Below are 13,491 nucleotides of genomic sequence, written 5' to 3'. Positions count from 1 at the left end.
AGATATAATTTCCTGAATAAAAATCGAATTATATTCGAATTTTATTTTAAATAAAATGATTGTTCAGATATACGCGCTTCAGGAAAATCAGGTTCTTTTTGCCAGGCACTTCAATTTTTCCTGATTCGCCGAAGGATGGGGCAGAAAACGGTACCTGCTTTAGTCAGGCTTGATCAAGAGGTTGTCGCACAGGCAAAAAAGGTTATAAATTAAGAAGAAAAGTGGTCGAAAACAATGTATTACCGGTGTTGTTTTGATGCTGGCAGGTCCTGCCAGCTCCCCCGCCCAGACTGTTTGCTGTGCTGTTCTTCTGGAGGTATGGATGCTCCTGGTCGTTTTTTTTGCGTGCCTGATTGTCGCTGCTACTGCTTTTTTATCACTTCTTGAATCATCTCTGGTAGCCGTTGATGAGTTGAGGCTGGTAACGATCCTGTGCAAAAGGCCTGACAATAAAGCGGCTATCCAGAAAGTCTTTCAGAAAAAGCGGGAGCACCTGTCAGCGATCGTTTTGTTGAGTACTTTGATCAGTATTGCTGGCAGCACTTTTCTTGGAGCGTTGGCTGCCAGGGAGTTTAACGATCTCTGGATGGCCGTTTTTACGGCAATGCTCGCCTATTTTATGCTGGTATTTGCCAAGGTACTGCCAAAACTGCTGGCAGTGCAGATTGCCGACAGGGTCGTCGCCAGGTGTTCACCATTTATCCATCTCATCTATACAGTGACCAGGCCCGTACTGTTGTTGGCCCTGGTCTGGACCCGGCTTTTACCCAAGCCTGTTGAGGAGGCCAGGAGCAGTGATGAGCTACGGAACATTATCAAGCATTACAATAAGCGTGGGGTGATTGGCAAGCGTCAGCGAAAACTGGCTGATGCTGTGCTTACCTCCCACCAGCGGCAGCTGACCGAGCTGGTTGAGCACTCAATACCCGCCGTCTGTCTTACATCCGATGCAACGGTCGCTTCAGCAGAGGCGATGATTCGTTCATCTCCCTGTAAGCGTTATGTGGTTCTCACCGATGGCAGACCTTCCGGCATTGTTCTGTATCGGCATATTGCCCGTTGTCTGGTCAATGAAGAAGCCGATATTCCAGTGGGCGAACTGATGAGAAAAACCATTAATCTGGCACCGGAAACCTCACTGCATGAAGCAATGGCAGCGCTTCATAAGGCCAGGGCATCCATTATCCTGCTTTTGGGAGAGACGGTAGAACAGACCCGTATTGTCACTGCGAAAAAGTTGTACCAGGCTTTACTGCGCTGATTTCGAATCAGGCGACAGATATTGTTAACTGGCTGTAGCCTCATTCATCTATTCTTTCTTCGGGAGTATGCGTCCTGATGCTGGTAGTAGTGCGGAAGGGTCATTTTCACAAGTTCAGAAAACCACTCAAACTCTACGCAAGGTGTGTCACAGGAATCGATGCGGCCTATTTTGTCCATGAAAAATGCGTAGTCATAGCCAGGGCATGTCCTTTTGATGTTCAGGAAAATACCATGGCGGGACATCACCTCAAGCAGTTCCCGGGCAAATATTTTTTCATAATACCCATAGCGGTAAAAAGTATCCGGGGTATGGCGTGTTCGATGTTTATCTGTGCACCCATCGGCTCCTGGCAGGGTCCAGTTATCCTGGTAGCCATGGACTGTCATTTTTGCACGCCAGTGGCAAAATTCCGGATCCCTATTGTAGGGTTCTGATTTGAAAAAAACTTTCGTCAGGTTAAACAGTACTTTTTTGGCGATACCCTCCATGATTACCGCGGCATCGGAAATAAAGTTCGGTTCCCAGTACTGGGCATGGTCACGAAGATGCTCCGGAAGTTGTTTTAGCTGGACGTCACTCAGACGGCAGTTCACGCCGCCCATGTCACGGTAGATAAAATCAATGACAGATAAGTCGTTTTTATCGAGCTTCAGCAATACGTTCTGGCCATGGAACTCAAGATAAAAGCGCTGGCTGTAAATATGATCGACCATTTCCTCCGCAATGGGCCTGAGCAATGTGTCGGTAATAAACAGGGTCGGCGTTTTTTGACTTTGTTCAATCAGGGTATTGAGCAAAGGCCAGTTGTTTATACCAAACAGGGCATACAGTGGAATAATATAGTGGTCCTCAGTCGTGAATAATTCCGGAACAGGCCTATGGATCATACCAGCACCGGATAGATGTACGGCTTCTTCTTCCAGGTCAAGCAGGCGGGCATCAGGGACGAAAGACAAATTTTCTTCCAGGCAGGTAAACTTCCCTGTTTGTTTATTGTTTAATACCGCCGAAGCCGCCACGCTGGCGGCACACTCTTTTTGCACAAGCAACCTGCGGACCCCCCCTATTTTTTCATTCAGGCTGACTTTGACCATGGCAAATTCTGTTGTGCTGCCGACGGGCAGGGCTATCAACAAGGTTCTGAATGAACTCAATGCCAAAGCGGGAACATCAACCTGTGTATGCTGATATTTTCGTGTCAGGGGAGCAAACAGCGTGGTGGATTTCGGGTGTACCAGATACAGGATTTGATTCTGGCTCTCGACGGTGCGCGTGATTGAGCAAAGGCCTTGCCGAAGCTGAAACCGTTTTCCTTCAGAGCAGGGAATCCAGTAGCCTTTTATCATAAAAGGACGGAAAGTGCCGGGATGATACTGATCATCGCTGGCTTCATACCCATGATGAAAACCGGCAACGATTTGTTGATTGTCATCAACAACGTACCGACTCTCTTCGGCCATCGCCAGTCGGTTTTTTTCAGCGTATATATACGCCAGGAAGGTATCTGGCAGTGCCTTGAAAGTATTCCAGAGGGGGCTGCTGTTCATTTGTTCCCGGCAGGACTGGATGTCAGTCTGAAATAACTGATCAATAAGCGATAAACTTTCCCGTTCAGATGATTGATTGTCGACAGGGAGTGAACGCTTTTCCGCCTCTGTCGGTGCAGGGTATACGCGTGGGTTACCAGTTGCGGCCGCTATCATCACTCTATCCTATGAAGTCTCTACCCTGTATCCAGCCTGGGTCATCCTGCTCTCTGGCTGAAAACCAAATTGACGGTTAGCTTCTGAAGCTCGGGATTCGATTGCGGCGCCAGCGGCAAATGTACGTCGTGGTGGGGCGATTTGATCGCTATCACTGACCTGTAAAGCTTCCCGGTGGATATACAGTCCATCGTTCTCATGGGTACGTTTCGCTTCCAGGTATCGCTCCTTGACCAGATAGCCAACCAGGTGCCTGGGCAGGTCCTGCTGAAAGAGTGCATATTGCCAGCGATTGAGGGCACTGCCCCTTACCCGGTATCGCCGGTCAAGGTCTTCCCGGTATGCCTCATGATCAGCACCCAATGAGTGCCCAAAACCGAGCAAGTGCATCAGTTGATAAATGCCATCATCACTTCTCTCGTGATTAAGACGCCAGAACTCATCGGATACAAAACGGTAAGCGTGTTGATACAGTGAAACCGGGGTGTAGTGGGAATGCAAAAGATGGCTGATGGTTTGCTTACTGCCATAAGTAAGGTTCTCATACGCATCAGCCCGGGCCGGGCCAGCGGCGATGGACAACCCGACAAAGCGGTTAACTTGCTCCTGACAGCGGGCGGCCATGGAGGATTCGTAACTGTTTCCGATGGCACTGGCAAGGGATGCTGTAACGCTGTCTTGCAAAAATTGCTGAATAGAATCCTTTATCTTGCTGTTACTGCCACAAACCAACGGCAGTAACAATGACTGTATCCTGCCGGAGAAACCTTCATTGCACCCTTCCAAATCGTTGCCGACAATGGCAGCAAGGTTATTCAGGGCATTGCTGATGGAGTTGTCGGTCAGGTTATAGACTTCTGCATAAAATAACTGGCTGACAAACAGTTCAAAATACTCGACAGCCTCGTCAACCATCCTGCGGCCACTGTGGCCCTGGTCACGCATGCCTGAATAGCGATTAAGCCGCAGGATAAAGTTTCTTTCCAGTGCGGCTAATGCCCCATCAATACCGGGGTTGCTGGCTTTGTATTGCTGGTACGCATGGCAATTCCGGAGTGTCTGGCACAGCGCCCTGATATTCCTGTGAATCTGTCTGCCTGCGTACCTGACATCCCTGTCACTATCACCATAGACAGCGTAGAGTTGTTCCTCGTCAATGACCGGTTGATTCGCCGGTTTCCTGAAATAGCATACTGAGTGATGCCGTAACAGGTCATGACAGAGTTCAATCGATTTCGCTTCAATCCCTGAAATGTGTTGGAGATTCGTCAAGGCGTTTTGAATAGAAAGTAATACCTGATGACTGTTGGTACCTTTTATTTGTTGGTAAATCTCATAGAGTAACGCTGTCTTATAGCTTTTAATGGAATCCAGTTCGCTTACACCCAGTTCCCTGAATAAGTCGATGGCGGTGCGCAGGCTTCTGGTGCCCGTAACCTCTGTCAGTAATTGCTGAAGCTTTAATAACTTATTGAGGTGCGGACAAATGAGCCTTAACTGTCCAACATTCAGATTGGTGCTATAGGTCCCACGGAGAAACTGCTTGGGCTCTCCGTTAGCACCATACATCTCAAGTTCTGTGTAAATTGCTTCAAACTTACCCTTTAAAAAGTCTTTGTCATCATGATTCTCAAGGTTGATGGAAAGCGTATTGAACAGCAAAAAAGGCAGCGTCGGAGGTGAAGGGCTGATCAAACGCAGACATGCTGTGTTCATACGTATCGGGTTTATAAGGATTTCAGCCGTTGATTTTTTTCCGATGCTGACGAAAGGATCAGCGCTATCCCCTGAAATGGGGTCATCCACCCCCAGCAAATCACCGACTATGCCTAAAAAATCGTCATACCATTTGTTTAATTCTTCTAAATGCTGACTAAGCTTGACAGTCTGATCTTTGGTTAATGAGAATCCGGTTTTTCCATCATAATCAGCATCTCCATCCTGCAGGAGGTTCTGGCTGAATAGCAGATCAAAAAAACCATAGCCAAGGGCATAATTGCCATCGGGTACTCTAATCAGGAAATGCCCTTCAGTCTCATGGGGAGCCTGTTGGTAGCCAATGTCTACCGTATACTGTTCCCTGAACTCCGGCGGTATGTCAGCAAGTTCGATCAGATGGGAGAGCCTGATCCTGGTGCTATCTGCCAGGTGCTTATCACTTTTGCACTCCCGATAGGTGGCAGCCAGAGTGCTGTCGGCCAACTGATCGACTTCATGCTGGTCCCAGTGCAGCCAATGGCTGATCAGCTTTCGTTTCTCAATGGTGGCGATTTTCTCTGCCTGTTGGTCAACCTGGTTGGCAAGGGCTGTTTCTAGCGAATTGACATCCCCTCCATGCTCATGAAAAAAATTCAGGAGGTACTCCATATGCCCGGCAGTTTGTTGTCGCAATGGTTGCAGCTGCCTGAATGTTGATGGGTCTTCAAGAAGGGTGATGACTTTGGCCCGGGTTTTTAAGTCAAGGCATTGCGTGAGATGTTCAATGCTTTGCGGTGACCAGGTTCCTGACAGGTTTGATGTACTGATAATTTGCTGAACAATAGTTCCATAATCAATATCAGCGATGGATTCCCGGGGTTCCTGTGGCCTATCCATGGCTGCGGCCAATGATTGATCCGTATCGGGAGAGGATGCTGCCCCTTGCGCCCCTGCAGCGAATGGAAGTGGTGGAGGGGTAGCGATGAAGGGTATTGAATTGATATGAGGCATGGATACATCCTGATTCATTCGGCAACTGAATTCATTGACCCGGGAATTGATAAAAAGTTCTTGAGTACTATTGCGCTCATCAGTCACTGGTCATGAGTACAACTGTTGATCACCGTTTTTCCTGCCTGACTACTAATAGGGTCAGCTATGTTATAATCCCGCCCATTTCAGGTTGTCCCAGATAGTTGAATTCAATTATGTCTCATACTGTTGAAGCCGATGTGGTGGTGATTGGTGGTGGTATTGCCGGTCTCTGGTTGTTTCGCACGTTGAATACCCTGGGCTATCGGGCCCTGTTGCTGGAGCAGAACGCCCTGGGTGGTGGCCAGACCATAAAATCCCAGGGCATTGTCCATGGCGGCACAAAATACACATTAACCGGACAGTTAACCAATGCTTCCCAGGCCATTGCCGGTATGCCGGAGCGCTGGCGTAATGCCCTGGCTGGCAAGGGCGGGGAGGCCGATCCGGATCTTCGTTCGGCCCGTATCCTGTCTGAATACCACTACCTCTGGTCGCCGGGTGATATAGGCTCTCGGATGACCTCTTTCTTTGCCAGCAAAGCGCTTCGTGGACGGGTTGATGCATTAACCAGGGAACAGTTCCCAGCCATTTTCAAGCATGATGGTTTCCGCGGAAAGGTATATCAGCTCAATGAAATTGTTCTGGATATCGCTACTGTCACTGAGGCCCTGGTCAACGGTCTGGAAGACAAAACGATTAAAGTAGACTGGAGCGAACAGGGAAATGCCCGGTTGTTAACGGATGCTCAGGGTGAAATTGATGCTGTTGAGTTAGTTGATACCTCTCTTAATACCTCTCCCAATAACAACGGCCACAAAACCCTCCTAAAAGCCAAACGCTTTGTGCTGGCTGCCGGTGAAGGCACTGAGGCGCTTCTGAATACCTGGGGTATTATTGATCCGAAAATGCAGGTGCGTCCCCTGCAGATGGTGATGGTCCGCCATGAGCATCCTGAACCCATCTTTGCCCACTGCCTTGGCACAACACCACTGCCGAGAATAACCATTACCAGCCATCCGGATAAGGATGGGAAGTGGGTCTGGTATCTCGGCGGAGGCATTGCGGAAGATGGTGTCAAACAGTCTGCTGAGGTATTGATTGCCACAGCGAAAAAAGAGCTGAAAGCGTTGTTGCCCTGGGTAGACCTGAGTCGGGCGCAGTGGGATACCCTGCGGGTCAATCGTGCTGAGCCTAAACAAAGCCGCCTGCTTCGCCCGGATGCGGCATTCTGTCAGCCGGTTGCCAATGCTATTGTGACCTGGCCGACGAAATTGGCACTGGCTCCCAATCTCTCCGATGAGGTGATTCGGTTGCTGCAGGAGGATGATATTCGTCCGGCCGATGAAGGAAGCTTCTCTGTGCCTGAAGGATTTTCCCGGCCTGAGATCTGCCCAAACTTCTGGCAAGGGCATTTTGAACAGAGGAAGACATCATGAGCCAGCGTCTTGATAAAAAGCAGATAGCCGGTACTGATCTTGAAGTATCGCCATTGGGTTTCGGCACCGTCAAGTTTGGCCGGGATCAGGGCGTAAAGTACCCGGAACGTTTTACGATTCCTGATGACCGTGAAATGTTTGATCTGCTTGGTCTGGCTCATGATCTTGGCATGAACCTGCTGGATACGGCTCCAGCCTATGGTGCCAGTGAAGAACGTCTTGGCCAGTTATTTACAAGACATAAAGGGCTTCGTGAACAGTGGGTCATCTGCAGCAAGGTTGGCGAAGAGTTTGTCGCGGTTGAAAATGGCCAGGGTGAGTCTTATTTTGATTTCTCGGAGCAGCATATCCGGTTCAGTGTTGAGCGAAGCCTGAAACGCCTGAATACTGATGTGATTGAGCTGATGCTGGTCCACTCCAATGGTGATGATGTCAATATCATAGAGCAGACCGGCTGCCTGGAAGTGCTGGCTGACCTGAAAAAAGAGGGGAAAATCCTCGCTTCGGGTATGTCCACCAAAACCGTTGCCGGTGGTGTTCTGGCGCTGAAGCATTCCGACGTTGCCATGGTGACCTATAACCTGAATGAACAGGGTGAGAAGCCGGTCCTGGACTATGCGTTGGAACATGGAAAAGGAATCTTTATCAAGAAAGCCTTTGCCAGTGGTCATGCCTGTCTGTCTGGCCATCTTGCTAAAGAGAATCCCGTTCTGGAAAGTATGAAGCTGGTTTTTTCACACCCGGCGGTTTCTTCAGCTATCGTGGGCACCATCAATCCTGTTCATATGCAACAGAATGTAGAGGCGTGTCTGAAAGCCTGTCGGTGGTAAAGCTTCTATTTATTACGGAGGCTCCCATGCTTCAGGCGCTCTGCGCTATGGGTGGAGAATTTCGCGAGCTTCGTAAAATACTGAATCAGGGTATCAGATTTCACTGGGTTAACTGTTGGTCCATCCTGTTCTCACGCATGCAGGCTGAATAAATATAATCGTCCTCTGGAAAGTCAACGGTCACTATATTCACCCGGTTATTGTGGCTGCGGGCCGCGTTAGCCGCATAGCGCAAAAATCCGGATGGGTAGCGTAAGGTTCTGACAAATGATCGCAGGTTGGATGGTTGCCCGGGGACTGCACCCTGCTTCAGATCATCCGGGCTTTCTGTCATGGTCATCTGGGTAATATGAAGTTGGTTGTTGTTACGATGCTCCAGATTGTTGGCAATACTGTCCAGTAGTGGGTAGGGGCGGTTTTTGTTATGCCAGCGGTTGGACAGTGTCGCGTCAGTTGGCCAGCCAGAGAATACGGCTGAATGAAGCGTGGATATCACAATAATCTGGTAGCCGCTGTTCTGGAATTGTTGAATAGTGTTTGAGGGACTCATCTTTGGGGGAGCAATGCTGCTGCCAAAACTGGCATGTAAAGCCTGAAATAATTCATCGATATCAGCCTGCATCATGCCAAAGGCCTCATGAATATGAAAAATAATGATTTCCTCGGGGTTTTCGTTCAGAAACTGCTTGATATCAAGGATGATATTATCAATGGATGCACCCGCAAGCCCGTGGACAGTGACCAGCTGGCCATTGATCTTTCTGGGGCGAATGTCAAGGTAGCGAACACCTGCCGCAAACTGTTGATAGGTGTTTAGCCCCTGGGTTACAGCCCACCATCGAACCAGTTCTTTAAAGGGCGTCAATAAATAGCTTCCAGAATAATAATCAAACAACTGCTTCAAGCTTTCCCACATGTAAGGATCTTCATCGGAGAAAGGGGTAATGTCATAGCTGCCACTGTCGTGGGTACCCGGAATACATATTTGATTCAGTGGCGCGTCATAACTTTGATAGAGTTCGGCCATCCATTGGTTGGGTTGTGGTAACGGGTCGGTAGCATCAAAATCCTGCACCAGGTTGATACCATAGAGTTCACTGACACGTCCCGATTTGCCGAATTCGATACGGATCCCTTTTAATAATGAGGTGGGGAAGGCTTTTCTGAAGTGCCATTTTTTGACGAGCCGGTTGAAAAATCGGGACTCATGAATGACCAGGCGCTCTTCCGGCTGGATATCACGGCACCACCGCTGGCCACGTTTCAATGTCATTGGCTTCCCATTAGCGGGAAAAATCGTATTTCCACTGCTTTCAATGGTGATGCCGATGGCAACGTTGCTCGCCAGTGCCGAGTAAACTTGAGTGAGTTGATTGTCCAGACAGAATTTATCTTCCTGAAATCCAGAGGATGATAATGTTGTTCCCATTAAGATCAGGGAAACGATCCATCGTGTAACCACGGGTAATTTCTCAAGCATGGGCCTGATCGATATATCGACCCTTGATAAGTCCGGTTAATAAGTACTTGTTGTTTGAACAGTGGGATCCTGTGGATACCGTCACGTCAGACGGTCAGCATAGTAGAGGAGGGGGTAGTCTGTCAGGCAATACCCGGCAGACTATTCAGAAGATCGGAGGCTTGGGAGTTCAGGGGGGGCATGCTGGTTACGGACTCCCCCGGGCAATCATCAGGCAGGTTGGGCTTCTTTTTCATCGCGGATTTTATCCACAATGGCCGTAGTTGAGCAGTTCTCCAGGAAAGCCAGCACTTTTACTTCACCACCGTATTCATGAACAATGGGGGCGCCGACCACTTCATCCAGTGAATAGTCGCCACCTTTTACCAGTACATCCGGCTTGATTGCCCGAATCAGGTTTTCCGGTGTATCTTCATCAAAACTGACCACCCAGTCCACCGCTTCCAGACCAGCAAGTACTGCCATCCGTCGGTCCACAGGATTAATCGGGCGCCCTTCACCTTTCAGGCGGGTGACAGACGCATCGCCATTAATGGCAAGAACCAGTCTGTCCCCCTGCTTGCGCGCCTGCTCCAGGTAGCCAACATGGCCAGCGTGGAGGATATCAAAACAGCCATTGGTAAATACGATCTTTTCGCCATGGGCCCGGGCATCTTCAATGGCAACCATCAACTGTTCTGCTGAAACGGCCCCTCTTTCCGCACCCAACTCCCGGTTTACTTCACGCCTCAGCTCTGGCATGGAAACACTGGCGGTGCCCAACTTGCCAACAACAATGCCTGCGGCAATATTGGCAAGACCTGCTGCCTGGGGCATATCACAGCCCGCGGCCAGGGAGGCGGCAAGTACTGATATGACCGTATCTCCGGCACCTGTTACATCGAAGACTTCTCTTGCCCTTGCCGGGAAGTGAACTTCAGGCTCATTTTCCCGGATCAGGGTCATGCCGTGTTCACTGCGGGTAATCAGCAGCGCTCCCAGCTCAAGCTCTTTTAACAGTTGTTGGCCTTTCTTGACCAGCTCTTCTTCGCTGCGGCATGGGCCAACAATGGTCTCGAACTCTTTCAGGTTGGGCGTTATCACCGTTGCGCCACGATAGCGTTCAAAGCTGCTGCCTTTGGGGTCAACGAGTACCGGGATATTATGGGATCGGGCCAGACGAATCAGCTGCTGGCTGCCTTGCAGGGTGCCTTTGCTGTAATCAGAAAGGACAATAGCGCCCAGGTTGTGGATAAGGCGGGCGGCTTTTTCTTCAATGACATCGGGGCTCAGGCCATCAAAGGTCTCCTCATGGTCCAGGCGAATCAATTGTTGATGCTGGGAAATGACCCGTAACTTGGTAATGGTCGGCACGCCCGGGATTCGGGCAAAGCTGCAGTAAATGCCTGCGGCCTCGAGTCGGGTCTGAAGAGTATCTGCGGCTTCGTCATCACCGGTTGCACCGATAACCCATGCCGGTGCGCCCAGTGTGGCAATGTTGAGTGCAACATTGCCTGCTCCACCGGGGCGGTCTTCTATCTGCCCAACTTTGACTACAGGCACCGGCGCTTCCGGTGAAATCCGGGAGGTGGCACCATGCCAGTATCGATCCAGCATGATATCGCCAATTACCAGGACTTTGGCCAGATCAAAACGGGGAATAGTCAATTTCATCAATGATGTCCAGTCAGATTAATGACAGTTTCTTACCTTATCACAGCCGTGCGATCCTTACCTTAACGTCATATGACGGGTATTTTTACAGGCTGGGTAGCACACACAGGTACACATTATGCCTCTCGTTTAACGTTTCTGAATTTGGGAGCTGTACGGCTGTTTCACGGTAAATTCGCTACTTTACCATAGATGATTTTTGCTGCGTAAGAGAGGGAGAACATTAATCGTGTGACGTCCAACCTTATCAATATCATCAATCAATCCATCAGCAACCTGACGTTTAAGTGGGGATCTGCTGTACGGCAACAGGCGGTTCATCCTGAAACTGCATCTTGTGCAGTTTGGCGTAATGCTCGCCTTTCGCCAGCAGTTCTGTATGAGTACCCCGCTCAATAATTCGGCCATGCTCCATCACCAGGATGCAGTCGGCATTCTCAATGGTTGAGAGGCGGTGGGCAATCACCAGGGTGGTACGGCCTTTCATGATGTCATCCAGGGCTGCCTGTATATGGCGTTCGGATTCCGTATCCAGGGCTGAGGTTGCTTCATCCAGAATCAGGATTGGCGCATCTTTAAGCACCGCACGGGCGATGGCCAGACGCTGACGCTGGCCGCCGGAGAGAAGTACGCCATCTTCGCCAACAAGCGTGTGAATACCATCAGACATGTCTTTGATGAACCCTGTGGCATGGGCCGCTTCAGCGGCCAGGCGGATATCTTCCTCATCAGCAGTATCCCCAAGGGCACCATAGGCAATATTTCTGGCGACGGTATCGTTGAACAGGGTGATGTTCTGGCTGACCAGGGCAATATGGCTGCGCAGGTTTCTCAATTCAAAGTCATTCAGGGAGACACCGTCAATCAGGATATCGCCTTCGGTATGGTTATAAAACCTGGGAACGAGATTGGCGAGGGTGCTTTTTCCGGAACCGGACCGGCCGACCAGGGCGTAGGTTTGTCCGGGCTTAATGGTGAAGTTGATGTCTTTCAGTGCGGGTGAATGAGCACCGGGATAGGTAAAACCAACCTGCCTGAATTCAACACATCCGGTTACCCGGTCACAGTTGTACTGGCCATTATTGGCTTCTGGTGTTTCATCCACCATGTCGAAAATACTTTCTGCTGCCGCTATGCCTTTCTGGATATTGGCATTCACTTCACTGAGCTGGCGGATCGGTTTCGGTAACAGGGCTGCTGCCGTCACATAACCCACCAGGGTTGCTGTGGTTGAGTCACCTTTGACAAACAGCACCATAAACAGCAAAAGGGCAAGGGCTATGGAGACAATGAATTGCAGAATCGGCGTATGGACCGAACCCGCTTTAGCCAGCTTAAGGTTCTGGCGGGTATTGGCTGCACTGGAAGCCCGGAAGCGGTCACATTCATAATCTTCACCACCAAACCCCCTGACCTCCCGATAGCCATTAATGGTTTCCGAGGTCACGTGGGTGAGATCACCCATGGAATTTTGAATATTTCTGCTGATCCTGCGGAAACGTTTGCTGGCATAGGCAACCACCATGGCAATGATTGGCAGTGCGGCAATAAATATCAGGGTCATCTGCCAGCTGGTGTAAAACAGGAAACTGAGCAGGAAGACAACGGTCAACCCTTCCCGGACGGCAACACGGATGGCATCGGTAGCCGCCGAAGTCACCAGGCTGACGTTATAGGTAATGCGGGCAATCAGGTGACCGGAATTGTGGTTATCAAAGAATGCATTGGGCAGATTGATCATGCGCTCGAACATCTCGGTTCTCAGGTCATGGATAACAAAGTTCGCGACCTTGGAGATGTAGTAATTACCCAGATAAGAGCCGATACCCCGGACGATGGCGATGATAACCATCAGGGCCGGGATCAGCCAGATTGATGAGATACCTGAGCTGGCAAGCCATTCCCAGTTCTGCAGCAGGGTAACCTCTTCACCTTCCAGTGCCTGGACAAAGTATTCAAGAAGCTTGGCAAAGGCGGGCTGGGTCAGGGCAAAAATGGCCAGGCCAAGGAGGCTCAGGGCAAAATACCCCGCGTAGCGTTTTACGTAAGTCAGCAGTCGAAGGTAAACCTGCAGACTGCCAGCATTAAGGTTTTGTTCTGACATGGTATAGGATCATTTTCCGGCTCTGGACAGACATTGCCATGAGCGTAACTGCCGCTTCCCCTGAATGAAAAGTCTGGCGGGGAAGATCGTTCTGGCGGCATAAGTATAAAAATCAAGATCAACCCGCGAGGATAACAGCGAAATCAGCCATTTAGAAAGCCTTTTAGTAACTCTTTAAGTAACTATTGTGACAATAATCAGGACTGTCAAAAAATTACCTGCCATAGCCAGGTATGACGCTTTGAACCGGCCTGCCATAAAAAGTCATCACGCCAGCACCACTCACCA

Annotated in this window: 8 protein-coding genes; 3 read left to right on the top strand and 5 right to left on the bottom strand. The window is 49.8% G+C overall.

Annotated elements, in window-relative coordinates; genetic code table 11:
* Nucleotides 1–256: 256 nt before the first annotated feature.
* Entirely contained in the window at nucleotides 257–1,261 is a 1,005-nt protein-coding gene (locus KDK13_RS04435; protein ID WP_257283724.1) for a CNNM domain-containing protein, read from the top strand.
* Nucleotides 1,262–1,305: 44 nt separating this feature from the next.
* On the opposite strand, the gene KDK13_RS04430 is transcribed toward KDK13_RS04435, so the two are convergent.
* Complete coding sequence (locus tag KDK13_RS04430) at nucleotides 1,306–2,967, bottom strand: IucA/IucC family protein (RefSeq protein WP_257283722.1); 1,662 nt, start codon at nucleotides 2,965–2,967, stop codon at nucleotides 1,306–1,308.
* 9 nt (nucleotides 2,968–2,976) lie between these two features.
* Nucleotides 2,977–5,676, bottom strand: a complete 2,700-nt coding sequence (locus KDK13_RS04425; RefSeq protein WP_257283721.1) for a hypothetical protein — start codon at nucleotides 5,674–5,676, stop codon at nucleotides 2,977–2,979.
* 197 nt (nucleotides 5,677–5,873) lie between these two features.
* Here KDK13_RS04425 and KDK13_RS04420 point away from each other — a divergent pair, with 197 nt between their 5' ends.
* Together KDK13_RS04420 and KDK13_RS04415 are read left to right on the top strand one after the other, a co-directional pair.
* Nucleotides 5,874–7,136 carry an FAD-dependent oxidoreductase gene (locus KDK13_RS04420; RefSeq protein WP_257283720.1) on the top strand — a complete coding sequence of 421 codons (1,263 nt, stop codon included), beginning with the start codon at nucleotides 5,874–5,876 and terminating at the stop codon, nucleotides 7,134–7,136.
* Complete coding sequence (locus tag KDK13_RS04415; RefSeq protein WP_257283719.1) at nucleotides 7,133–7,966, top strand: aldo/keto reductase; 834 nt, start codon at nucleotides 7,133–7,135, stop codon at nucleotides 7,964–7,966. The genes KDK13_RS04420 and KDK13_RS04415 overlap by 4 nt, the downstream gene beginning before the upstream one ends.
* Nucleotides 7,967–8,066: 100 nt before the next feature.
* Here KDK13_RS04415 and KDK13_RS04410 read toward each other — a convergent pair whose 3' ends face one another.
* The 3 genes from KDK13_RS04410 to msbA form a co-directional block, all read right to left on the bottom strand.
* Complete coding sequence (locus KDK13_RS04410) at nucleotides 8,067–9,428, bottom strand: phosphatidylinositol-specific phospholipase C domain-containing protein (RefSeq protein WP_257283718.1); 1,362 nt, start codon at nucleotides 9,426–9,428, stop codon at nucleotides 8,067–8,069.
* A gap of 228 nt (nucleotides 9,429–9,656) precedes the next feature.
* Complete coding sequence (gene hldE, locus KDK13_RS04405; RefSeq protein ID WP_257283717.1) at nucleotides 9,657–11,099, bottom strand: bifunctional D-glycero-beta-D-manno-heptose-7-phosphate kinase/D-glycero-beta-D-manno-heptose 1-phosphate adenylyltransferase HldE; 1,443 nt, start codon at nucleotides 11,097–11,099, stop codon at nucleotides 9,657–9,659.
* Nucleotides 11,100–11,382: 283 nt separating this feature from the next.
* Nucleotides 11,383–13,203 (bottom strand): lipid A export permease/ATP-binding protein MsbA, encoded by a 1,821-nt coding sequence (msbA, locus tag KDK13_RS04400; RefSeq protein WP_257283716.1) that lies wholly within the window; start codon nucleotides 13,201–13,203, stop codon nucleotides 11,383–11,385.
* Nucleotides 13,204–13,491: the final 288 nt, after the last annotated feature.

Source organism: Endozoicomonas sp. SESOKO1 (genome assembly GCF_024606265.1).
GTDB lineage: Bacteria > Pseudomonadota > Gammaproteobacteria > Pseudomonadales > Endozoicomonadaceae > Endozoicomonas.
This window is presented reverse-complemented; position numbering and strand designations above follow the sequence as displayed.

What these genes read in the sequence shown, in the direction of transcription:
- KDK13_RS04430 (WP_257283722.1), bottom strand. Translation starts at nt 2,967, where the DNA reads ATGATAGCGGCCGCAACTGGTAACCCACGCGTATACCCTGCACCGACA.
- KDK13_RS04435 (WP_257283724.1), top strand. Translation starts at nt 257, where the DNA reads ATGCTGGCAGGTCCTGCCAGCTCCCCCGCCCAGACTGTTTGCTGTGCT.
- KDK13_RS04425 (WP_257283721.1), bottom strand. Translation starts at nt 5,676, where the DNA reads ATGCCTCATATCAATTCAATACCCTTCATCGCTACCCCTCCACCACTT.
- msbA (WP_257283716.1), bottom strand. Translation starts at nt 13,203, where the DNA reads ATGTCAGAACAAAACCTTAATGCTGGCAGTCTGCAGGTTTACCTTCGA.
- hldE (WP_257283717.1), bottom strand. Translation starts at nt 11,099, where the DNA reads ATGAAATTGACTATTCCCCGTTTTGATCTGGCCAAAGTCCTGGTAATT.
- KDK13_RS04415 (WP_257283719.1), top strand. Translation starts at nt 7,133, where the DNA reads ATGAGCCAGCGTCTTGATAAAAAGCAGATAGCCGGTACTGATCTTGAA.
- KDK13_RS04420 (WP_257283720.1), top strand. Translation starts at nt 5,874, where the DNA reads ATGTCTCATACTGTTGAAGCCGATGTGGTGGTGATTGGTGGTGGTATT.